The organism is Nonomuraea sp. NPDC059007 (assembly GCF_042740555.1).
In the GTDB taxonomy this organism is placed as follows: Bacteria; Actinomycetota; Actinomycetes; order Streptosporangiales; family Streptosporangiaceae; genus Nonomuraea.
In genome coordinates, this window is the sequence record NZ_JBHYJD010000028.1 from 59,273 (window position 1) to 80,366 (window position 21,094).

The window sequence follows — 21,094 nt, forward strand, 5'->3', positions numbered from 1 at the left end:
GGCTTCACTAATAGGAAACTTTCCTTTTTTATGAAGGAGGAAGCAACCCCCTAGCCACCGTAGAGGAAGCATGACATGCGAAGGTTGATCACCTTCATTGCCATGGCGGTCGTCGCCACAACCACCGTTGTGTACAACGCCTCGCCCGCCTCCGCGCACGGCTTCATCACCAACCCGCCCAGCCGCCAGGCCAACTGCCACGCCGGCAAGGTCCCCAACTGCGGGCAGATCGTCTGGGAGCCGCAGAGCGTCGAAGGGCCCAAGGGCCAGCGCAACTGCCACGCCGGCGACGCCCGCTGGGCCCCGCTCAGCGACGACTCCAAGCCGTGGCCGGTCACGACCGTCACCAGCACCGTGAACTTCAAGTGGTACATCCCGGTCCCGCACTCCACCAGCACCTGGGAGTACTACGTGGGCACCGAGCGGGTCGCGGTGTTCAACGACCGGGGCAGGCAGCCGCCGTCCACGCTCACCCACACCGTCGATCTCGGCAACCGGACCGGCCGCATCAAGCTGCTGGCCATCTGGAACATCGCCGACACCCAGATGGCCTTCTACAACTGCGTCGACCTCCAGATCGGCAGCGGCCCCGGCGAGCCCACCCCCACCCCGACGCCCACCCCGACGCCCACCGTGACCCCGACGCCCACCCCCACCGGTCCCGCCGGGACCTGGGCGGCGGGCACCTCCTACACCCCAGGCACGCAGGTGACCTACAACGGCGCCACCTACCAGTGCCTGCAGGCGCACACGGCGATCCCCGGCTGGGAGCCGCCGAACGTCCCCGCCCTCTGGCGCCGGACCTGACCTGACCCCTGCCGGTGCCCGGTGAACCCGGGCACCGGTGGATGCAAGGGCGCAGCGCTGGATCATGCTGCGGTTGCCAGGAAAGAGGGGGCTTCGGGGTTGAATATGCGGAATGTAAACTGGTGGTCGTGACGCTGTCCGGCTGCAACGCCATCTGTCTCGGCGGGCCGTGCCATGGCGAGCTCGCCCACGTCGACCAGGACATCGGCATCCTGGACATCCCCGTCCCGCGCGGCCGGCCGGACGAGCCCGAGCGGCGCGCCGGGTACCGGATCACCCGCGAACGGGTCCGCTACTGGGGCCAGGCCGAGCCGTACATCGCCCTGCACTGGGCGGGGCCGCCCTGACCTCTAGGCCCTCCCCGTGGACAGGTCGGCCGTGATCTGGTCGGCGCTGATCGGCTCGCCGGGCAGCGGGGTCGCCTCCCGCGGGCGCAGGCCGTCCAGGAGCGTGGTCAGCATGCGGGCGCGTACCGCGTCGTTGAGCTGCCCGGAGACCGTCGGCAGCGGCCGGGTCAGCACGGCGAGGAACATCACCAGATCGGCCGCCCCGACGTCGTCGCGCAGCACCCCTTCCGCTCGGGATGCCGCGAGGAGCGCCTCCAGCGCGTCCAGGAGTTCGGCGCGGGCCGTCTGGAACTGCGGGTCGGTCTCGACGTGGCCACCGAGGATGGGCAGCATCGCCACCACGCCCCGCTCGACCACCCGCGTGGCGAAGACCGTGAGCGCCCGCCGGGCGGTGGGCGCGGCGGCCAGGGTGCCGGTCGCCAGCGCGGCCATCTGGCCCATGTGATCGAAGGCCACGCACCTGATCAGCTCCAGGCGGGTGGGGAAGTGCCGGTAGAGGGTGGCGTTGCCCACGCCGGCCCGTTCGGCGATCTGGTCGAGCGGAGCCTCCGGCCCCTGCTCCAGGAAGGCCAGGTGCGCGGCGCGCAGGATCTGCTCCCTGTTGCGCCTGGCGTCGGCGCGTAGCTCTTTCACTGACCGCTCCCTAACCGTGGACACTCTCCCCGGTTATGTTACAGTCCGAACTAAGCGGGGAATTCATCCCCGTTTAGTGAAGGAGTGAGATGGGATCCATCGCGAGAACCTCGCTCTCCTGCGTCGTGACCGGCGGCGGCCCGGCGGGCATGGTGCTCGGCCTGCTGCTCGCACGGTCGGGCGTGGAGGTGGCGGTGCTGGAGAAGTACCCCGACTTCCTGCGCGACTTCCGCGGCGACACGGTGCACGCCTCCACACTCGGCCTGCTGGATCAGCTCGGCCTGGGCGAGCGGTTCGCCCGGCTGCCGCAGCAGCGTGAACGGCGGCTGCACATGCGCTTCGACGACGGCGCCGTCACCGAGGACTTCACCCGCCTGCCCGGCCGCCACCAGCACATCGCGCTGGTGCCCCAGTGGGACTTCCTCAACCTGCTCGCCGAGGCCGCGAGCGCCGCACCGTCCTTCCACCTCGCGCAGAACGCCGAGGTGACCGACCTGATCACGACGGCGGGCCGGGTGGGCGGCGTGCGCTACCTGGACAAGGACACCGGCCGGACCCACCGCCTCGACGCGCCCCTGGTCGTGGCGGCCGACGGACGCCACTCCACCGTGCGCCGCCTGCTCGGGCTGCGTCCGCGCGCCGCCACCGCCCCGCACGACTGCCTGTACGTACGCCTACCGCGCGCCGACGGCGACCCGGAGGGCACGATGCTGCGCTTCTCCTCCTCCGGCGGCCTCATCATGATCAACCGCGGTGACTACTGGCAGGTGGCGCTGCTGATCGGCAAGGGTACGGCCGAGGCCGCACGTGCCCACGACGCCGCGTGGGTGCGGCGGACCATCGCGCGGCTGGCGCCGTACACGGAGGATCGGATGGCCGCGCTCGACCCGCACGACATCGCGGTCCTGCAGATCCGCATCGACCGGCTGGACCGCTGGTGGGCGCCCGGCGCGCTACTGATCGGTGACGCCGCGCACGCCATGTCCCCGATCGCCGGCGTCGGCATCAACCTGGCCATCCAGGACGCGGTCGCGAGCGCCCGCATCCTGCTGCCCGCCCTGCGCCGCGGCCACGTCACCGACCGGGACCTGGCCCGCGTGCAACGGCGCCGCCAATGGCCGACCGTGCTCACCCAGCTCGCCCAGCGGCGGGCGCAGGAGAGCTTCGTGGCCGCCGGCATCGACGCCGCCGGCACCGGCGGCGCTCCGCTGCGCATCCCGCAGCCCCTGCGCACGCTGCGGCATTGGCGGGGCTTCCCGCACCTGTTCGGGCGGATCGTCGCGTTCGGCCTGCGCCCCGAGCGGCTGACCGGGCCGCTGGAGCCGCTGAGCCATGCGTAGCCGGGTGTTCGTCACGCTGAACGTGCTCGCGGCGCTGGTGACGCTGGCGGTCTCGGTCCTCGTGATCGCCGACCCCGGTCTCGCGCTGCCCGCGGGGGCCGAGGTCACGCCGGGGGTGGACGTGTTCGCGCGGGCCTGCGCGGTCCGTTCGCTGGCGGTCGGCGGCGCGCTGCTGGTGTCGCTGGCCCGTGGCGCGCGCGGCGCGCTGACCGCGCTGCTGTGGGCGAGCGGGCTGATCCAGCTGGGCGACGCCGCGATCCACGCGCTGAACGGCAGCCTCGCCGCCGTGTCCGCCGGGGTGCTGGCGGCGGTGGCGTTCGGGTCGCTGTGGTGGCTGCACCGCGAGCCGCCTTTCGTCTGCCCTTCGGTAAAAGAATTGTCGCGATAATCAAGCCGTCCGCCGAAAGGGTTCAATGCGCGTTTTCGGGCGCCGGACGAGGGTCATATTCCCTGGGCGGCCCGCGATTCTAGAAGGAGCTCTCACATGGCGGATGGGTTGAATACCGGGGACTCCGCGTGGGTGCTGGTGAGTTTCGCGATGGTGCTTCTCATGACGCCGGGCCTCGCGCTCTTCTACGGGGGCATGGTCCGCGCGAAGAACGTCATCAGCGTGCTCTACATGAGCTTCGTCTCCATCGCCGTGGTGACGGTGATCTGGTTCCTGTACGGCTACGGCCTGGCGTTCGGCAGGGACCTGGGCGGGGCCGGGCTGATCGGCTGGGGCGACTGGGAGTTCTTCGAGATCAGCCCGTCCGTCCCCTACGGCAGGATCCCCCTCTACGTCTTCTCCCTCTTCCAGCTCGTCTTCGCGATCATCACACTCGCGCTGATCAGCGGCGCGGTGGCCAACCGGGTGCGGCTCGGGCCGTGGATGGTCTTCGGCGTCGTCTGGATGACGCTGGTCTACGTGCCGATCGCGCATTGGGTCTTCTACAAGGGCGGCTGGATCAACCGCTGGGGAGTGCTCGACTTCGCCGGCGGCCTGCTCGTCGAGCTGAACTCGGGGGTGGCGGGGCTGGCGTTGGCGCTGGTGCTCGGCCCGTCGGTGCGCTTTCGCCGGGAAGGGCCGCCGCAGCCGGAGAACATCCCGATGGTGATGACCGGCATGGGCCTGTTGTGGTTCGGCTGGTTCGGGTTCAACGGCGGGTCGGCGCTGACGGACGGCGCCCTTGCGGCCAACGCCGTGACGAACACGATGATGTGCGCCTGCGTGGCGATGATCGTCTGGATGCTCCTCGAACGCCGGCGTTTCGGCCGGTTCTCCCGGTTGGGCGGCACCACCGGCGCGCTCGCCGGCCTGGTCGCGATCACCCCGGCCTGCGGGTACGTCAACCTCCTCGGCGCGACGGTCATCGGCATCGTGGCCGCCGTGGTCTGCTCGTACGCCGTGGAGATCAAGACGACCGTCGGCTACGACGACACCCTGGACGTCGTGGGCATTCACGGAGCGGGCGGCATCGTCGGCCTGGTGCTGCTCGGTTTCTTCGCCACCGGACAATACGGAAGCCCGATCGCCGGATTGTTCTTCGGCGGCTCCATCGCCTTGCTCGGCAAGCAGATCGTCGCCATTCTCGCCGTCGGCGCCTATTCTTTTGTGCTGACGTTTCTCATCGGAAAGGCCGTGGACCGCCTTTTCCGGCTCCGCGCCAGCGCGAGCGAGCAGGCCGAGGGCCTCGACAGCGAACTGCGCATGGGCTGACCGTCACTGCTTGCGGGCCTCCGGCGCCGGTACGCCCAGCAGCAGGCGGCGCACGGCGTCCCAGACACCGTGGAAGGCGGACAGGACCTCGGGGGAGCGCTCGCCGAGGAACCGGGCCCAGGCTCCCCGGCCTTCCGGCAGCACCGCCGCCCCGGCCCGCAGGCCGGAGCCCCTCAGCGCCTCGTGCATCGTGTCGGCGACCTCCTGCGCCGGATGGCCGCCGGTGACGACGTACAGGGTGGACACGACGCCGAAACCCGCCATGACCGCCGGCCCGTCCACCGGCCTGTCTCCGGGCACCAGGCGCATCGGGTCGGCGAACAGGAGATCGCCGCCGGGCTCGCGCACCTCCACGTCGGTGCAATAGGCCGTGTACGCGTGCCGCTCACCCCTGGCGAGCCGGCCCGCCAGCATCGTCTCGCCCAGCACCACGGTCGCGCCGGGTGCCGCGGTGACCGCGGTCCGCTGGTAGAAGCGGCTGCCGGCGAAGGCGATGGCGGGATCGGGCAGGTACTCGAGATACCCGCCGGGACCGACGTTCAGCTCGACCAGCTGCGTGGCGTAGTCGTGCTCCATCCGGTACAGCCGGGTCGCGCCCTGCGTGGTGAGATGCACCGACGCCCCGGCCGCGCACGAGACGTCCACGCGGTAGCGATCCCCCTGGAGCACGCCGCCGCCGGACATCATGAGCATCACGTACGGCATGCCCGGCACGGCCGGATCGTAGTAATGCGGCCGGGTGATGTGCAGCGGAGCCTTCTGGAAATGCCCGGTCAGCTCGGTCCGCTCACCCACGCGCCGGAACGCCAGATCCAGCACGCCGACCTTGCCGGGCGAGCCGACGGGCAGGGTGTCGAGCCGGCCGGAGTGGCGCCGGACCGGCTCGGGGATCCAGTCCGGCTGGTAGCGCTCGGGAGCCAGCCGATCGGGTACGGCGCCGCCGCCGAGCACGGTCACGCCGGAGCGGTACACGCGGCCCCCGCCCGGCTCTGGATGAGGTCGGCGACCGCACCGACCCCCGTGCCGGTCAGGCAGTCGGTCAGCGCGACCGGGCCGTCGCCGCGTACCATCCGGGCGTCCCGCTCCATGATCCCCAGGTCGGTGCGCACGTACCGGGCGATGTCGATCTTGTTGATGACCAGAAGATCGGAGTTCGTGGTGCCGGGACCGCGTTTGCGCGGCATCTTCTCGCCCTCGGCGGTGTCCAGCACGAAGATGAACATGTCGGCGAGCACCGGGCTGAAGGTGAGGGTCAGGTTGTCGCCGCCGCTCTCGTAGAACAGCAGGTCGATGTCGGGAAAGCGGTCCAGCAGGTCGGCGCCCGCCGCCAGGTTCATCGTCGGGTCGTCGCGGACCGCCGTGTGCGGGCAGGCGCCGGTCTCGACGCCCACGATCCGCCCGGGGTCGAGGATGCCCGCCAGCGTGCGCCGTACGTGCTCGGCGTCCTCCTGGGTGTAGATGTCGTTGGTGATCACCCCGATGCTGTGGCCCCTGTCGCGCAGGATCGGGACGAGGGCCTCGATCAGCGCGGTCTTCCCCGAACCGACCGGGCCGCCGATCCCCACTTTGAAGACCTTCTCCAGTTCCATGTTCTCCGCCCTCTCGCGTGGTTGGTCAGGTGATGAACAGCCGGGCCGGCGCCCGCTGGTGCCCCGCCGCGACGGTGTCGGCGAGCGGAACCGAGCTGTGCAGGTCCCGCGGGTCCCCGGCGCCGAGCGCCGCCCGCGCGACACCCTCCAGATCCGGCCGTACGGCACGCAGCAACGCCTGCGCACGGCGGAAGTCGGTGCATCCCAGGCGGACCGCCGCCGTCACGTAGCCGGCGGCGAACGCGTACAGGTCGGCGGCCACGGCCCGCTCCTCGCCGACACCGAGGCCCGCGTACAGGGCGCCCACGACCACGGCGTGGTTGCCCGGCGTGGCCTTGGCGGCCACCAGCTCCGCCAGCCGCGCGGCCTCGGGGATCGGGAAGGCGAACGCGGCCGTGTCCAGGACCTGGCGTCCGGTGCGCACCGACGCCGTGCGCTGCTCGGGGACGAGCTTGGTCGCGTGCAGCCTGCGGTCGACCTCGGCCAGCCGTTCCCAGTCGTCGGCCAGGACCGCGCGGTGGGCCAGGACGAGCGCGGCGGCGTCCCCCGGCCCCACCATGTTGCGGAGCAGGTCGGCCAGCAGCTCGCGCAGCGCGTCCGGGCCCACCGGCCCGAGCTGGGTGTAGCCCTCGAGCCCGTGCGACAGCGTGTACATCCCGCTCGGGAAGCCGGAGTCGGTCAGCTGGAGCTGGGCCAGCAGCGCGCCGAGGTCCTCGCTCACAGGAAGAACAGCCGGTTCAGCGGCAGCTTCCCGGCCGGTTCGATGTGCACGGGCTCGCCGTTGAAGGTCACCTTGTAGGTCTCCGGGTCGACGCGGATGTCGCCCAGCGTCGCGTTGCGCACCATGTGCCGCTTGTCGACGGTACGGCACTGCCGTACCGGACGGACCATGCGGCGCAGGCCGAGACGGTCGGGCACGCCGTCGTCGATGGCCGCGCCCGACAGGAAGGTGACGCACGTCGCCGCCAGCGCGCTGCCGTAGGCGGCGTACATCGGGCGGTAGTAGATGGGCTGCGGGGTCGGCAGCGAGGCGTTGGCGTCGCCCATCTTGGCCCAGCTGATCAGGCCGCCCTTGATGACCATCGTGGGCTTGGCCGCGAACGTGGACACGGGCCACAGGACGATGTCGGCCAGCTTGCCGTCCTCCAGCGAGCCGATGGTGTCGGCCATGCCCGAGACGCGCGCCGGGTTGATCGTGAGCTTGGCGAGGTAACGCAGGACCCGGAAGTTGTCGTTGCGCGCGGAGTCCTCGGGCAGCGGGCCGCGCTTGTCCTTGCAGTGGTGGGCGACCTGGAAGGCGCGGGTGAACGACTCGCCGATGCGGCCCATGGCCTGGGAGTCGGAGCCGATGATGCTGATGATGCCCAGGTCGTGCAGGACGGTCTCGGCGGAGATGGTCTCGGCCCGCACGCGGCTCTCGGCGAACGCCACATCCTCCGGCACGTCGTAGCTGAGGTGGTGGCAGACCATCGTCATGTCGAGCAGTTCGTCGATCGAGTTGACCGTGTACGGCAGCGTCGGGTTGGTCGAGGCCGGGCAGACGTTCGGCTCCCCGGTCACCCGGAGGATGTCGGGGGCGTGGCCGCCGCCGGCGCCCTCGGAGTGGTAGGTGTGGATCGCGCGCCCGTTGATGGCGCTGATCGTGTCCTCGACGAACCCGGCCTCGTTGAGCGTGTCGGTGTGCACGGTGATCTGGATGTCGAGCTGGTCGGCGACCGAGAGCGCGCAGTCGATCACCGCGGGCGTGGCGCCCCAGTCCTCGTGGACCTTCAGCCCGCAGGCCCCCGCCCGGATCTGCTCCTCCAGCACGCCGGGCAGGCTGCTGTTGCCCTTGCCGAGCACGCCGATGTTGATCGGGATGTTCTCGAAGGCCTGCAGCATGCGGCCGATGTTCCAGGCGCCGGGGGTGGTGGTGCAGCCGCGGCTGCCGTCCGCCGGGCCCGTGCCGCCGGCGACCAGCGTGGTGACGCCGTTGCTGAGCGCGTTCTCGACCTGCTGGGGTGCGATGAGATGCACGTGGGTGTCGATCCCGCCGGCGGTGGCGATGAGGTTCTCGCCGGAGATCACCTCGGTGTTGGCGCTGATGATCAGGCGCCGGTCGACGCCGTTCTGGGTGTGCGGGTTGCCGGACTTGCCCACCCCGACGATCTTCCCGTCCTTGACGCCGATGTCGCCCTTGACGACCCCCAGGACGGGGTCGATGATCACCGCGTTGGTGATCACCAGGTCGAGGGCGCCGGTCGCGCCGGTGGCCGGATCGGCGGCCATGCCGTCCCTGGCGGTCTTGCCCCCGCCGTACTGGGACTCGTCGCCGTAGTGGCCCTCGGTGTAGTCCTTCTCCACCTCGACGACCAGGTTGGTGTCGCCGAGCCGGATCCGGTCGCCCACGGTCGGGCCGTACATGGACGCGTACTGCCGGCGGCTCATGCTGGTCATGCGGCTCAGCCCTTCTTCCTGGACTTGGCGGGCTTCTTGCCGGTCTTGGCGGGTGCCGGCTCCGGCTCTTCGAGGTAGCCGCGCTCGCGCATGCGCCTGAGCGCCTCCTGGCGGGCGTCGCGACTGCGGATGCCGCCGTTGAGCAGGCCGCCGAATCCGACGATGCGCCGGCCGCCGCCGTACTCGACGAGGGTGACCCGTTTGGTGTCGCCGGCCTCGAAGCGGACCGCGGTCCCGGCCGGGATGTCCAGGCGGGTGCCGAACGCCTGCTCGCGATCGAAGCTCAGGGCCCGGTTCACCTCGAAGAAGTGGAAGTGCGAGCCGATCTGGACGGCGCGGTCGCCGGTGTTGCGCACGGTGAGCGTCACCCGGGCCTGGCCGGCGTTCAGCTCGATGTCGCCCTTGCCGTAGAGGTATGGATCATCCGACATGAGTGCGTGTCTCCTCGTGGGTGTGGGTGTGCGGCATCGGTTCGGCCAGGCCGTCGTCGCGATGCCCGCTCCAGCGATGCTCGGCCTCCGTGGCGCGCCGGTGGATGAGCGTGATGAGGGAGGCACGCCCGAGGAGGGGCCCGGCCGTCCGCGTCCCGGGCCGGGCGGGCGCCGGGACGAAGGAGGCGGGCACCAGGACGACCTCCTCGGCGCCCAGCAGCCGGCAGCGCTCGACGCCCTCGTCCACGTCGGGGTCGCCGCCGCTCAGCGCGACCTCGACCCAGCGGACCGGGGTGAACTGCCGGACGAGCCGGGCGATCTTGAACAGCTCGGCGTCGGGCTCGGGCCCGATCGCGGGCGCCACCAGCAGGACGGCGGAGGCGGCCGTGAGCCTGGCGTGGACGAGCGCGGCCCGCAGCCAGCCGACCAGGTGACCGGTGCCGGCCAGCGGCCGGGCCAGGAGCAGTTCCCCCTCCGCCCGCCCGCGCGCCGCCCAGCGCAGGGCCTGGGCCGCCACGGGGGAGAGGTCCGGATCGCGGCCCAGCGTCATCGGCACGACCACGGCCGGGCGCCGCGGGATCGCCGACCGCAGCTCGCGATCAACCGCACAGACCCGCGGCGCGTCCGGGCCGAGCAGCGTCGGCAGGCAGCGGCCGCCGAGGCTCTCCGCCCCCGCCGCGAGCAGGATCTCGTAGCGCGGCACCGTCATTGCGCGCCGACCGGATCGTGACAGGACACCAGCTTGGTTCCGTCGTCGAAAACCGCCTCGACCTGCAGGAGCGAGAGCATCCCGCGCACCCCCGGCAGCACGTCGTCCGGGCCGATGACCTTCTTGCCGAGCTCCATGCACTCGGCGACCGACCTGCCGTCCCGCGCCGCCTCGACGACCGCGCAGCTGATCAGCGCGACCGTCTCCGGATAGTTGAGCTTCAGACCGCGATCCTTGCGCTGCCGCGCCAGCTGCGCCGCGGTGAACAGCAGCAGCTTCTCCATTTCCCTGGGGGTGAGATTCATGAGAGTTCCTTTCTGAACGAGTCACGCGTCACGTGCGCGCGATCCTGGAGAACATCGGCACAGCCGCCAGGAACGTCCACGTCACCAGCACGAACGGCCAGGTCAGGGTGTGGCCGCCGGCCACCGCGAACAGGTTGCTCACCCCGGCCGTGAGCCCGGCCGCGCCCACCACGCCGATCAGGGCGTAACCGGCGCTCACGGGCGTGACCACGACGAACGTGCCGAACAGCGCGACCCCCGTCAGCACGGAGTTGTAGCCGTAGAGCCCGGCCCCCAGATCGGCCGCCTGAGCACCCAGCACCCAGCCCGTGAGCAGCCCGGCGACGCTGGACACCAGCGCCACCAGCCCCACCCGCCAGCCGGCCACCACCAGCCCGGCCAGGAAGATGAGGCCCACGTACCACTGGTCCTGGAGGAAGACCTGGCCGATCCCGCTGAAGGTGCCCCGCCACAGGTGGTCCCAGCTCATGCCGGTGCCCGGAGCGGTCGCGGACGGCGCGGCCGTACTGACCTGCCGGGCCCAGACCCGGCTGAACGAGGACCCCCCGACCACCATCACCGTCGTGATCACACAGAAGGGCGCGGTCAGGCCGGACAGCCCGTACGGCTTCAGCAGCACGTCGAGCGCCGAGGTGAGCACGCTGCCCGCGACCGCGCCGAAGACCACGAGCAGGACCGTCATCCAGCTCACGTCGAAGTAGAGGGCCAGCCCCACCCCGATCAGCGTCCCGCTGAACCCCTCCAGACCGGGGGCCACCCGTTCGCTCCACGAGACACCCAGCAGATGGGCGGTGAGCGTGGCGGTCACCGCGCCCAGCAGCCCGAACACCCCGAACCGCCAGCCGCCCGCGAACAACGCGACCAGAAACACCAGCCCCACCCAGGGATTCGGCTGGAAGACGACCTGGGCGACGCCCTTGAGGATCACCCGTGGCAGGTCGTGGCGCGGTACCCGAGATGTCCCCGATGACATGAACCAGCCGTTCCCGCCGCTACCGGATGATGACGCCGCGCAAAGGGGCGCGACACCTTGGCATCTATCCCTGACCGAAAGGGGAGAAGACCAAGGACGGCCATCGAGTGCACAAATTCATCGTGGCCGCCATCGACCGGGGCGCGGTGAGTGTGCGGGATGATCGACGGAGCGCGGACGAGCTCGATCGCGTCGGCTCGGGCGGCGGGAGTGCCGCCCTCATCCTGAGGGAGAACGTCACCTGATGAGGCGATGGACACCGGCCATGGTCCTCGCGCTGGCCGGATCCGCCCTGACCGGCGCGCCCGCTACCAGCGCGGCCGCGGTTGGCGATCCGGTCACCGCGATTCAGCACCAGATGGTCGAAGGTCGTGGTGTGCGGGTCGTCGTACACAGGACATACAACGACGGGCGTGGGTGGCGCCGCTTCAAGCCCACAAAAGGCGTGGTCGGGTTCGGTGCCGGCAAGGTGGTGGCCACCGACCTGGTGGATCATCAGGTAGGCGGCTCCCGCGACATCTGCATCGGAAAGCACCTGTGGCAGAAGGGCCCGCTGCAGACGCACGTCAAGGACAAGAAGTGGGTCCGCTATCCGTGGACGTGTGAGCTGCGTCTGGCGGCGGGCGATCTCCGTCTGGACAAGCCGGCCGTGCTCGCGGCCGTGCTGTCCACCACGACGTCGGAGCGGCCCTCCGGTACCTACGACGAGGTGTCCACGACCCTCCACCAGGGGGTGATGACGTTTCGCCGGCTGTGGGAGGTCCTGCCGGAACTGCGGCCGGAGCCTGAGGACGAGCGCGGCTCATGGCCGATCGAATGGCGCCTGTGGGTCGGTGAGGATGACCTCGTGCGCCGCGCCTGGGTCAGGTGGCGCCGGCCCGACCACAGTTCGTTCAAGGGAGCCACGCACGGGCAGGGATGGTTCGGCTTCGTCGAGGACATCCGGTACGCGGACTGGGGCATGAAGCTGACGATCAAACCCCCGCCTCCCGCTCAGACGAGGGCGATCAGCATTCCGGCGGCCGGGTAGGTACGGTCACGCCGTGCCTCTCAGAGGTACAGGCCGGTGGGTTCGGCGGTGGCGGCCGGGGCCAGGGCGGTGCCGTTGCGCTTGGCGTACAGTTCGGCCAGGGTGGCGCCTTCCGGGCCGATGCCGTCCTGGGTGCCCAGCCATGAGGTGGCCTCCGCGTGTGACAGGGCGCCGACCTCGATCTGGGCCAGGCAGCGGCCGGGCCGTACCACCGCGGGATGCAGGCGCGCGAGGTCCTCGTTCGTGGTGATCGCGACCAGCACGTCGCGGCCCTGTCCCAGCAGGCCGTCGGTCAGGTTGAGCAGGCGGGACAGGCCCTGGCCCGTCATCTCCTTCGCGCCGGAGCGGATGAGCTCGTCGCAGTCCTCCAGCACCAGCAGGCGCCAGCGGGAGCTGCCCTCGTCGTCCTCCTGGTCGTAGCCGACGGCGACCTCCATGAGGTAGCCGGGCTCGGCGAACAGGTGCTCCGGGTCCAGGACGCAGTCGACCTGGCACCATTCGCGCCACTGGCCGGCGAGGGTGCGCAGGAGCGTCGTCTTGCCGGTGCCGGGCGGGCCGTGGAGCAGGACCAGGCGGCCCGTCACCTCCGCGGGGGTGACGGCCATCAGGGCGTCTATGGAGGTACGGGCGGTGCCGGAGTAGTTGCCGGAGATCTCCGACCAGGCCTGCGTGGTGATCGGCTTCTCGGAGCGGTGGCCGCCGTGCGGGCCGCGCCACCAGAAGCCCATGCGGCTGTGGTCGTCGGCCGGCTCCGGCTCCTCCGCGCCGTCGGTGCACTCGCGCAGCACCGAGCGGGCCAGGTCCTCGCTGACGGCGGTGACGGAGACGGTGGCGGTGCGGTTGCGATGGCGTACGACGCGCAGCGTCCAGCCTTCACCGGTGACCAGGCGTGACTCGGTGCCCTCCTCGACCTTCGCGGTGCGTACCACCTTGCCGGTGGCGGGCTGCAGGGCGGCGTCGGGGCGTACGCGCTCCAGCTCGGCCTGCCGTGACCACGGCTGGGTGCCGGTGGCGAACGGGGACAGGGCGAGAGCGTCGATGACGTCGATGGCCGAATCGGCGTCGTCGAGCCACAGGTTCATGGGCAGGCCGGATGACATGAGCTCAATGATCCAGGTCAGCGCCATCCGGTGTCGAAGGATTTTGCGTGAAATAACGGTATACCACTATCTTCGGGGGATGACCGACCTGCTCCTGCGCGATGCCCGGATCTGGGGCTCCGACGCGCTCACCGACCTGCTCATCCGCGACGGCGCCGTCGCCGCCGCCGGCACGGACCTGGCCGCCGACGGCGTGCCCGTGGAGGGGCTCGGCGGCCAGTTGCTGCTGCCCGGGTTCGTGGACGCGCACGCGCACGTCGACAAGACCATGTGGGGCGGCCCCTGGGTTCCGCACGACGCCGGGCCCGGCCTCATGGGCAAGATCCGCAACGGCGTCGAGGCCCGCCCCGCGCTCGGCCTGCCCAGCGCCGACTACATCACCGCGCTCCTGCAGCAGATGGTCGTCTCCGGCACCACCCACGCCCGATCGCACGTGGACGTCGACACCGCCATGGGCCTGGCCGCGGTCGAGGCGGTACGCGAGGCCGTGGCCCGCCTCGACGGCCGCATCACCGTGGACCTGGTCGCGTTCCCGCAGGCCGGCCTGCTCACCGCCCCCGGCACCGCCGACCTCATGGACCGGGCACTCGCCGCCGGCGTCGGTCTCGTCGGCGGCATCGACCCCGCGGGGCTGGAGAACGCCCCCGTCGAGCACCTCGACGTGGTCTTCGGCCTGGCCGAGAAGCACGGCGCGGGCGTCGACATCCACCTGCACGACGGCGGCCCGCTGGGCGTGTGGCAGTACGACCTGATCATCGAGCGCACCCTGGCGCTCGGCATGCATGGCAAGGTCACCATCTCCCACGGCTACGCGCTGGGCGAGGTGCCCGCCGACGTCCAGGCCCGCGTGATCGCCCGGCTGGCCGAGGCGGGTGTCTCGCTCGCCACCGTCGCGCCCGCGAGCGCCCCGCCGCTGCCCCTCACGGCCCTGCGCGAGGCGGGGGTCCCGGTCGGCGCGGGCAATGACGGGGTACGCGACCTGTGGAGCCCCTACGGCAACGGGGACATGCTGGAGCGGGCACTGTTCCTGGCCCAGCGCAGCCGGTTCGTCCGCGACGAGGAGATCGAGATCGCCCTGGAGGCCGCCACCCTGGGCGGCGCCCGCGTCACCGGCCGGCGCGCCGGGTTCGCGGTGGGGGACCCGGGCGACTTCGTGGCGGTGAACGCCCGCACCCCTGCCGAGGCGGTCTGCGTACGCCCGGCCCGGTCCCTGGTCGTCAAGTCCGGCCGGGTCGTCGCCCGCGACGGGCGCCTGGTGTGATCAGCTCGTGTGATCAGCTCGTGTGATCAGCGCCGGCGCAGGTCGCCGGTCTGGGTGACCAGGTCGTTGCCCGGCACGTCGCGCCACTTGTAGGCCAGGACGTCGCCGTTGAGCGTGAGCCAGATCGTGCCGGGAACGCACCCGCCCGACGAGGGACCGAGGGTGAAGATCAGCGTCCTGCCCTCGGCCTTGGTCAGCGGGATGGTCGCGGCGCACTCGGACTGCGAGTCTTTCTCGGTCCAGGACGCCGTGGTCGCGCCGGCCTTGAGCGTGACCGTGTTGATGGAGCCGTCGGTGTCCATAAAGTTGGTCGACTTGGTGTGACCGGCCCAGGAGCCCGCGAAATCCCTGGGAATCTTGACATTTCCGGACTTGACCGGGGTGGGCGGATCGCTCGCGGGCTCCTCCGGCGGCTGCGAGGTGACCGGCGCCGAGGCCGCGGCCGTGGAGGACGGCGGGGGCGTGGTGGAACGCGCGGACCACGGACTGTCCGGGTTCTGGTTCAGCAGGAAGACGGCGGCACCGCCCGCCGCCAGCGCGACCACCGCGGCGATCCCGCCCAGGAGCACGCCGCGCCTGCGGTTGCGGGGCGAGCTCTGCGTGGTCAGCGCCGGTGACTGCGGGCCCGTCAGGTGGGCCGCACTCTGCATTCCGGCAACAGGTCCGGTGTACGGCACGCCGGAAATTTCAGACCTTTGGCCCCCGAAACCCGGACCGCCCGAAGCGGGGCCGTGGTGGAGGGGGAAGGCCGGGGCGGCCTTCGGGTCCACCAGGGCGACCATCAGGTCCCTGGCCCTCGGGCGGCCCGCCGGGTCCTTGGACAGGGCGGCGGCGATCGGGCCGCGCAGCCGTTCGGGAAGAAGGGACAGGTCGGGTTCGGCGAACAGGACGCGCTGCATCGCCGCAGGCACCGTCTCCGCGCCGAACGGGCTGATCCCGGTCGCCGCGAACACCATCGTCGCCCCCCAGGCGAAGACGTCGGAGGCGGGCGAGGCGGGCGTGCCGTGGATCTGCTCGGGCGACAGGTACGCGGGCGTCCCGATCAGGCCGGAGGTCATCGTGGCCGCCCCCTCGGCGCGGGCGATGCCGAAGTCGACCACCCGCGGTCCGTCCGGCCCCAGCAGCACGTTGGCGGGCTTGAAGTCGCGGTGCACGATGCCGGCCGAGTGGATGGCGGTCAGGGCGGTGGCCGTACCGACGATGAGGCGCTCGAGGTCGCCCTCGCGCAGCGGGCCGAGCGAGCGCACGCGGTCGGCGAGGGAGGGCCCGTCCACGAACTCGCTCACCACGTACGGCCGCGAGCCCGACACCGAGACGTCGAGCACCCGGGCGGTGCAGAAGGAGGCGATGCCCTCCATCGCCTGGAGTTCGCGGGCCAGGCGGGCGCGGGTGACCGGGTCCCCGGTACTGAGGAGTTTCACGGCGACCTGCCCGCCGGAGCGGGTGCGGGCGAGGTACACGATCCCCTGGCCACCCTCGCCGAGTCGGGCGTCGAGGACGTAATCGCCCAAAGTCTCCGGATCGCCTGGTGTCAGGGGGGTCACCATGGCCGATACGTTACCGGTCGGCATGCGTTTCGGCAGATCGCCCGGTACCTTGTGTCGTTGGTCAAATTTCCCCCTATGTGGAGGTATCGGGGTGTCCAGGGTGACGTTCCGCGAGCGTGCTCGGTACTGGTTCGACAACACCATGTCCAAGGGCACGCCGTCGCTGATCGGCTGGCTCGCCCTCGTCTCGGTCGCGCTCATCCTCGTGGTCAGCGGGCTCACGCTCTGGCTGGCGCCCGAGGAGCCGGAAGGCGTCGGCGGACCGGGCCACGTGCTCTGGATCTCGCTCATGCACGCCCTGACCCCCAGCAAGGTCGCCAGCGACAAGGGCAGCGTCGCGTACATGACGGTGATGTTCGCCGGTTCGCTCGGCGGCCTCTTCATCGTCAGCATGCTCGTCGGCCTGCTGTCCAACGGGCTCAAGCAGCGCGTCGACCGGCTGCGCCGGGGCCGCTCGCGCATCGCCGAGTCCGGGCACACCGTGGTGCTGGGCTGGTCGGACCAGGTGTTCACGATCGTCGGCGAACTGGCCAAGGCGCACGCCAGCCAGCGCGGCTCGGTCATCGCCGTCCTCGCCGACCGCGACAAGCTCGCCATGGAGGAGGAGATCCGCGAGCGCGCCGGCGACCTCGGCAGGACCCGCATCGTCTGCCGCACGGGACGCCCCACCGAGCCCCGCGACCTCAGCCTCATGAACCTGGCCGCCGCCCGCTCGGTCGTCGTGCTCTCCCCGGAGGGCGAGGACCCCGACGCCCACGTCATCAAGATCCTCCTCGCGCTCGCCAAGCGCTCCGGCATCCACCCGCCGGTCGTGGCCGCGCTCACCTCCGGCCGCAACATGGCCGCAGCCCGCCTGGCCGGCGGCCCGCTCGTGCACCTCGTCGACTCCGACGACACCGCCTCCCGGCTCATCGTCCAGTCCTCGCGCCAGTCGGGCATGTCGGTCGTCTGCATGGACCTGCTCAACTTCGACGGCGGCGAGATCTACCTGCGCCCCGCCGAACTGCTGGCAGGCAAGACGTACGGCGAGGCGCTGCACGGCTACCACTCCGCCACCGTCATCGGCCTGCGCACGAGCGCCGGCATCGCGCTGAACCCGCCCATGGACACCGAGATCGGACCCAAGGACGAGGTCATCGTCATCGCCCACGACGACTCCTCGATCTGGCCCGCCGCCGGCGCCCCGAAGATCGACGAGTCCGCCGTGGCCGTCTCGGAACGTGCCAAGCACGCCCCCGAGCGCACCCTGCTGCTCAACTGGAACGGCCGCGCCGAGCAGATCGTGCGCTACCTCGACGGCTACGTCGCCCCCGGCTCCGTCCTGGAGGTCGCCGCCGACCACCCGAAGGCCGGGGCCGACCTCACCGGACTGCGCAACCTCACCGTCAACCTCAAGGACTGCGACACCACCGACCGCTTCGCCCTCGAAGCGCTCGGCCTCGGCCTGTTCCAGCACGTCATCGTGCTGTCCGACGACCGCTTCAAACCGGACCACGCCGACACCCGCACGCTCATGACGCTGCTGCAACTGCGCGACATGCAGACCAAGCTGGGCGAGCACTACTCGATCGTCAGCGAGATGCACGACGAGAGCAACCGCTCCCTGGCCGAGGTCACCGAGGCCGACGACATCGTCATCAGCGACACCGTCATCGGCCTGCTGCTGGCCCAGCTCGCCGAGAACCAGCACCTGGCCGACGTCTTCGGCTACCTCTTCGACTCCCACGGCTCGGAGATCTACCCCCGCCCCGCCGCCGCCTACGTCAGGACCGGGGTCGAGGTCGGCTTCTCCACCGTGGTCGAGGCGGCCCGCCGGCGCGGGGAGACCGCCATCGGCTACCGGACGGCGTACGCGCGCAACAAGCCCCCGCACTACGGGATCGTCCTCAACCCGGACCGCTCCCGGCGCGTGTCGTTCGGCCCGCACGACTCCGTCATCGTCCTGTCGGAGCGCTGAGGCCCCACAATGACCCTGTGAGGACCATTGACTGGGTGGACGGCGCCATCGAGCTCGTCGACCAGACGAAGCTGCCCGACGAGCTCGTCACCCTGCGGATCACCGACGTCGACACCCTGATCGCGGCCATCCGAAGGCTGTCGGTGCGCGGCGCGCCCGCGCTCGGCGTGGCCGGCGCCCTCGGCGTCGTCCTGGCGGCGGGCGACGCCGCCCAGATCGCCCGGCTGCGCGCCGCCCGCCCGACCGCCGTCAACCTGGCCTGGGCCGTCGACCAGGTCGCCGCGCTCCCGCCGGAGAAGGCGCTGAAGGCGGCCCTGCGCATCAGGGACGAGGACATCGCCGCCTGCCACGCCATGGGCGCGCGCGGCGCCGACCTGCTCGAAGGCGACCGGCTGCGGGTCATGACCGTCTGCAACACCGGCGGCCTGGCCGCCGTGGAACGGGGCACGGCGCTGGGCGTCGTCCAGACCCTGCACGAGCGGGGCCGGCTCGGCGAGGTCCTGGCGCTGGAGACCCGGCCCCTGCTGCAGGGCGCCCGCCTCACCACCTGGGAGCTGGCCCGCATGGGCGCGCCACACCGGCTGGTGACCGACTCGGCCGGGCCGTACCTGCTGGCCAGGGGTGGCATCGACGCGGTGCTCATCGGCGCCGACCGCATCGCCGCCAACGGCGACGTCGCCAACAAGATCGGCTCGTACGCGCTGGCGCTCGGCGCCGAACGGGCCGGAGTCCCCTTCATCGTCGTGGCCCCCGAGTCCACGATCGACGAGGGCACCCCGTCCGGCGAGCAGATCTCCATCGAGGACAGAGGCTCGGAGGAGGTCACGGCCATCCGAGGTGTACGGCTGGCGCCCAAGGGCACTGAGGCGGTGAACCCGGCGTTCGACGTGACACCCCACGACCTCGTCACGGCGATCGTCACGGAGAGGCGGGTGATCCGGCCCTAGACGGCTCCAGACGAACGCAGAGGCCCCAGACGAATAAGGGCAACTCCCGGACCGGCCCGCATCTCCCGCGTTACGCTCAGTTGTCACCTCAACGTGATCCCCCGGGAGCAGACCGTGGCCATCGACCTCATTCTTCGACGCGCATGGAATGCTCGGCCGCCGCGTGGCGACTACACGCAGCTCGACTCCACACGCGGCGTGAAGGTCCACTACACAGGAGGCCGTGTCGACCCCGGCCTCACGCGTGACCACGCCAAATGCGTCGCTCTTGTCCAATCCATCCAGAACCACCACATGGACGGCAACGGCTGGATCGACATCGGCTACTGCGTCGACGAGGAGACGGAAATCCTCACACAGCAGGGCTGGAAGTCCTACCGCGAAGTTGAACAGGGAGACCTCGCACTCACGCTCAACCACCGGTTGGGGGTCTCGCAGTGGCAGCCGGTGCTCGAGGTGTGCGTCTTTCCTTCGATGCGCCGGGAGATGATCCGGATGGAGGGCCACTCGCACTCCTCCCTCACCACGCCCGAGCACCGCTGGCCGGTCGAGCGTTACCGCCGACGCACCGGCACGACGCGCCAGAAGGGGCCCGACGGTCTGTGGCTGGCCACCGGCAAGGCCAAGCGCACCGTCGTGGAGTACGAACGGCTCTGGGCGACCTCGGAGACGCTCGGCTACTGGGACCGCATCCCTTTGGCGGCCCCGTGCGCCGACCTGCCGGTCGAGGCCAAGTGGTCGGACGCCTTCGTCGAACTGGTGGCCTGGTTCTGGACCGAAGGTCACATCATGTCGCTGCGCGGCGGTGGTAAGTCCACCAGCGTGGCGATCTACCAGTCGGCGGCCAACGCCGCCAACGTCGCCAGAATCCGCGGAGCACTGACCGAGGTCTTCGGCCCGCCGGTGGAGTCCTTCCCACACGTGGGGCGCGGTACGGACGGGGTGCCCCGCTGGCGAGAGGCGAGCAACCGGCATCTGGTGGAGTTCCATCTGTCCGCTGACGCCGGACGGCGGCTGCTGGAGAGCGCACCGGGCCGTGTCCCTTCGCACGACTTCCTGCTGACGCTCACAAAGGCCCAGCTTGGGCTGTTCATCGAGACCTCCCTGGCCGCGGACAACGCGGGCGAGGGCCAGCTCGCGCAGAAGGACCGCGCGATGGCAGAGGCCTTCATGTTCGCGGTGGTGCTGGCCGGGAAGGGCGCATCCCTTCACCGGCGCCCGCCGAACGCGAGTTGCAAGACCGACATGTGGAAGGTCACCATCCGGCGGCAGGGATATCTCGCGCCGATGAGCGCCGCGAAACGGGCCACCGGCACCTTCGAGGTCCGGCGGGAGTTCTATGACGGCGAGATCTGGTGCCCGAGAACCGACAACCAGAGCTGGCTGGCTCGTCGGCGCGGCACCGTCTACTTCACCGGCAACACGTACGCCGTTTGTCCGCATCGGAAGGTGTTCGAGGGGCGGGGGCCGCATCATCTGCCCGCCGCCAACGGGGCCGGGCTCAACGCCGGTCACTACGCAGTGCTAGGGCTCGTCGGCAACGCCGGGCTGGTGCAGCCGCCCGACGCCATGCTGCACGGCATCATCGACGCGGTCGAGCACCTGCGGGCCAAGGGCGCCGCCGGGCGGGAGATCAAGGGGCACCGCGACGGCTTCGCCACCGACTGCCCGGGTGAGGCGCTCTACGCGTGGGTGCGCAAGGGCGCGCCGCGTCCCGGCGGGGGGCCGCCGGATCCCGATCCGCCGTCGGCGCCGCCCTTTCCGGGGCGGCTGCTGAAGTACCCGCCGGTCATGTCCGGACAGGACGTGCGGACCTGGCAGACGCAGATGAAGAAGCGCGGCTGGGAGATCGACGCCGACGGCGCGTACGGGCCGGCCTCGCGTGACGTGTGCCGCAGGTTCCAGCGCAACCAGGGCATCGCCGACGACGGGATCGTGGGACAGCTCACGTGGCGGCTCACGTGGGAGGCGCCGCTTCCCTAG

21 protein-coding genes and 1 pseudogene are annotated in these 21,094 nt (G+C 71.1%); 11 read left to right on the top strand and 11 right to left on the bottom strand.

The window, feature by feature from the left end:
* The first annotated feature begins 75 nt into the window (after positions 1-75).
* Complete coding sequence (locus ACFWY5_RS36350) at positions 76-807, top strand: lytic polysaccharide monooxygenase (protein WP_379637401.1); 732 nt, start codon at positions 76-78, stop codon at positions 805-807.
* Positions 808-935: 128 nt separating this feature from the next.
* The gene (locus tag ACFWY5_RS36355; protein WP_379617346.1) at positions 936-1,154 is read left to right on the top strand and encodes a hypothetical protein; all 219 of its coding nucleotides are present in this window, start codon (positions 936-938) and stop codon (positions 1,152-1,154) included.
* 3 nt (positions 1,155-1,157) lie between these two features.
* On the opposite strand, the gene ACFWY5_RS36360 is transcribed toward ACFWY5_RS36355, so the two are convergent.
* Positions 1,158-1,787 (bottom strand): TetR/AcrR family transcriptional regulator, encoded by a 630-nt coding sequence (locus ACFWY5_RS36360; protein ID WP_379637403.1) that lies wholly within the window; start codon positions 1,785-1,787, stop codon positions 1,158-1,160.
* A gap of 89 nt (positions 1,788-1,876) precedes the next feature.
* Between ACFWY5_RS36360 and ACFWY5_RS36365 the strand changes: the two genes are divergently transcribed.
* From ACFWY5_RS36365 to ACFWY5_RS36375, 3 genes are all read left to right on the top strand, one after another.
* Positions 1,877-3,127, top strand: coding sequence for an FAD-dependent oxidoreductase (locus tag ACFWY5_RS36365; protein WP_379637405.1), 1,251 nt, complete (start codon positions 1,877-1,879; stop codon positions 3,125-3,127).
* Positions 3,120-3,515 carry a hypothetical protein gene (locus ACFWY5_RS36370; protein WP_379617340.1) on the top strand — a complete coding sequence of 132 codons (396 nt, stop codon included), beginning with the start codon at positions 3,120-3,122 and terminating at the stop codon, positions 3,513-3,515. The genes ACFWY5_RS36365 and ACFWY5_RS36370 overlap by 8 nt, the downstream gene beginning before the upstream one ends.
* Positions 3,516-3,611: 96 nt before the next feature.
* On the top strand, positions 3,612-4,826 hold the full coding sequence (locus ACFWY5_RS36375; RefSeq protein ID WP_379637407.1) for an ammonium transporter: 1,215 nt from the start codon (positions 3,612-3,614) through the stop codon (positions 4,824-4,826).
* A gap of 3 nt (positions 4,827-4,829) precedes the next feature.
* On the opposite strand, the gene ACFWY5_RS36380 is transcribed toward ACFWY5_RS36375, so the two are convergent.
* The 8 genes and pseudogenes from ACFWY5_RS36380 to ACFWY5_RS36415 form a co-directional block, all read right to left on the bottom strand.
* On the bottom strand, positions 4,830-5,783 hold the full coding sequence (locus ACFWY5_RS36380; RefSeq protein WP_379637409.1) for an urease accessory protein UreD: 954 nt from the start codon (positions 5,781-5,783) through the stop codon (positions 4,830-4,832).
* Positions 5,780-6,415, bottom strand: a complete 636-nt coding sequence (gene ureG, locus ACFWY5_RS36385) for an urease accessory protein UreG (RefSeq protein ID WP_379637411.1) — start codon at positions 6,413-6,415, stop codon at positions 5,780-5,782. The genes ACFWY5_RS36380 and ureG overlap by 4 nt, the downstream gene beginning before the upstream one ends.
* Positions 6,416-6,440: 25 nt before the next feature.
* Positions 6,441-7,136, bottom strand: a complete 696-nt coding sequence (locus ACFWY5_RS36390; protein WP_379637413.1) for an urease accessory protein UreF — start codon at positions 7,134-7,136, stop codon at positions 6,441-6,443.
* Positions 7,133-8,851, bottom strand: a complete 1,719-nt coding sequence (ureC, locus tag ACFWY5_RS36395) for an urease subunit alpha (RefSeq protein ID WP_379637415.1) — start codon at positions 8,849-8,851, stop codon at positions 7,133-7,135. Before ureC ends, ACFWY5_RS36390 begins: the two co-directional genes overlap by 4 nt.
* A gap of 128 nt (positions 8,852-8,979) precedes the next feature.
* A pseudogene (gene ureB / locus ACFWY5_RS36400) lies at positions 8,980-9,282 on the bottom strand (urease subunit beta); the annotation flags it as partial.
* Positions 9,272-9,991: a sirohydrochlorin chelatase gene (locus ACFWY5_RS36405; RefSeq protein ID WP_379637417.1), complete on the bottom strand. Its 720-nt coding sequence runs from the start codon at positions 9,989-9,991 to the stop codon at positions 9,272-9,274. The gene ACFWY5_RS36405 and the pseudogene ureB, both read right to left, overlap by 11 nt.
* Positions 9,988-10,296, bottom strand: a complete 309-nt coding sequence (locus tag ACFWY5_RS36410; protein ID WP_379617326.1) for an urease subunit gamma — start codon at positions 10,294-10,296, stop codon at positions 9,988-9,990. The genes ACFWY5_RS36405 and ACFWY5_RS36410 overlap by 4 nt, the downstream gene beginning before the upstream one ends.
* 28 nt (positions 10,297-10,324) lie before the next feature.
* Positions 10,325-11,224: an urea transporter gene (locus tag ACFWY5_RS36415; protein WP_379637418.1), complete on the bottom strand. Its 900-nt coding sequence runs from the start codon at positions 11,222-11,224 to the stop codon at positions 10,325-10,327.
* Positions 11,225-11,376: 152 nt separating this feature from the next.
* On the opposite strand from ACFWY5_RS36415, the gene ACFWY5_RS36420 reads away from it, so the two are divergent.
* Both ACFWY5_RS36420 and ACFWY5_RS36425 read left to right on the top strand, forming a co-directional pair.
* Positions 11,377-11,514, top strand: coding sequence for a hypothetical protein (locus tag ACFWY5_RS36420; RefSeq protein WP_379617322.1), 138 nt, complete (start codon positions 11,377-11,379; stop codon positions 11,512-11,514).
* Positions 11,514-12,299 carry a hypothetical protein gene (locus ACFWY5_RS36425; protein ID WP_379637420.1) on the top strand — a complete coding sequence of 262 codons (786 nt, stop codon included), beginning with the start codon at positions 11,514-11,516 and terminating at the stop codon, positions 12,297-12,299. The genes ACFWY5_RS36420 and ACFWY5_RS36425 overlap by 1 nt, the downstream gene beginning before the upstream one ends.
* A 20-nt stretch (positions 12,300-12,319) precedes the next feature.
* On the opposite strand, the gene ACFWY5_RS36430 is transcribed toward ACFWY5_RS36425, so the two are convergent.
* Positions 12,320-13,399 (bottom strand): DUF5925 domain-containing protein, encoded by a 1,080-nt coding sequence (locus ACFWY5_RS36430; protein ID WP_379617318.1) that lies wholly within the window; start codon positions 13,397-13,399, stop codon positions 12,320-12,322.
* Positions 13,400-13,478: 79 nt separating this feature from the next.
* Here ACFWY5_RS36430 and ACFWY5_RS36435 point away from each other — a divergent pair, with 79 nt between their 5' ends.
* Positions 13,479-14,660 carry an amidohydrolase gene (locus tag ACFWY5_RS36435; protein ID WP_379637422.1) on the top strand — a complete coding sequence of 394 codons (1,182 nt, stop codon included), beginning with the start codon at positions 13,479-13,481 and terminating at the stop codon, positions 14,658-14,660.
* 26 nt (positions 14,661-14,686) lie between these two features.
* On the opposite strand, the gene ACFWY5_RS36440 is transcribed toward ACFWY5_RS36435, so the two are convergent.
* Positions 14,687-16,207, bottom strand: a complete 1,521-nt coding sequence (locus ACFWY5_RS36440) for a protein kinase (RefSeq protein ID WP_379637424.1) — start codon at positions 16,205-16,207, stop codon at positions 14,687-14,689.
* Between the two features lie 91 nt (positions 16,208-16,298).
* Here ACFWY5_RS36440 and ACFWY5_RS36445 point away from each other — a divergent pair, with 91 nt between their 5' ends.
* The 3 genes from ACFWY5_RS36445 (at position 16,299) to ACFWY5_RS36455 (ending at position 21,094) form a co-directional block, all read left to right on the top strand.
* Positions 16,299-18,164, top strand: a complete 1,866-nt coding sequence (locus ACFWY5_RS36445) for a potassium transporter TrkA (RefSeq protein ID WP_379617312.1) — start codon at positions 16,299-16,301, stop codon at positions 18,162-18,164.
* A 17-nt stretch (positions 18,165-18,181) separates the two neighbouring features.
* Complete coding sequence (mtnA, locus tag ACFWY5_RS36450) at positions 18,182-19,111, top strand: S-methyl-5-thioribose-1-phosphate isomerase (RefSeq protein ID WP_379617310.1); 930 nt, start codon at positions 18,182-18,184, stop codon at positions 19,109-19,111.
* 114 nt (positions 19,112-19,225) lie between these two features.
* On the top strand, positions 19,226-21,094 hold the full coding sequence (locus tag ACFWY5_RS36455) for a peptidoglycan-binding protein (RefSeq protein WP_379637426.1): 1,869 nt from the start codon (positions 19,226-19,228) through the stop codon (positions 21,092-21,094).

What these genes read in the sequence shown, in the direction of transcription:
- ACFWY5_RS36350 (WP_379637401.1), top strand. Translation starts at nt 76, where the DNA reads ATGCGAAGGTTGATCACCTTCATTGCCATGGCGGTCGTCGCCACAACC.
- ACFWY5_RS36365 (WP_379637405.1), top strand. Translation starts at nt 1,877, where the DNA reads ATGGGATCCATCGCGAGAACCTCGCTCTCCTGCGTCGTGACCGGCGGC.
- ACFWY5_RS36370 (WP_379617340.1), top strand. Translation starts at nt 3,120, where the DNA reads ATGCGTAGCCGGGTGTTCGTCACGCTGAACGTGCTCGCGGCGCTGGTG.
- ACFWY5_RS36375 (WP_379637407.1), top strand. Translation starts at nt 3,612, where the DNA reads ATGGCGGATGGGTTGAATACCGGGGACTCCGCGTGGGTGCTGGTGAGT.
- ureG (WP_379637411.1), bottom strand. Translation starts at nt 6,415, where the DNA reads ATGGAACTGGAGAAGGTCTTCAAAGTGGGGATCGGCGGCCCGGTCGGT.
- ureC (WP_379637415.1), bottom strand. Translation starts at nt 8,851, where the DNA reads ATGACCAGCATGAGCCGCCGGCAGTACGCGTCCATGTACGGCCCGACC.
- ACFWY5_RS36405 (WP_379637417.1), bottom strand. Translation starts at nt 9,991, where the DNA reads ATGACGGTGCCGCGCTACGAGATCCTGCTCGCGGCGGGGGCGGAGAGC.
- ACFWY5_RS36410 (WP_379617326.1), bottom strand. Translation starts at nt 10,296, where the DNA reads ATGAATCTCACCCCCAGGGAAATGGAGAAGCTGCTGCTGTTCACCGCG.
- ACFWY5_RS36425 (WP_379637420.1), top strand. Translation starts at nt 11,514, where the DNA reads ATGAGGCGATGGACACCGGCCATGGTCCTCGCGCTGGCCGGATCCGCC.
- ACFWY5_RS36430 (WP_379617318.1), bottom strand. Translation starts at nt 13,399, where the DNA reads ATGTCATCCGGCCTGCCCATGAACCTGTGGCTCGACGACGCCGATTCG.
- ACFWY5_RS36435 (WP_379637422.1), top strand. Translation starts at nt 13,479, where the DNA reads ATGACCGACCTGCTCCTGCGCGATGCCCGGATCTGGGGCTCCGACGCG.
- ACFWY5_RS36440 (WP_379637424.1), bottom strand. Translation starts at nt 16,207, where the DNA reads ATGGTGACCCCCCTGACACCAGGCGATCCGGAGACTTTGGGCGATTAC.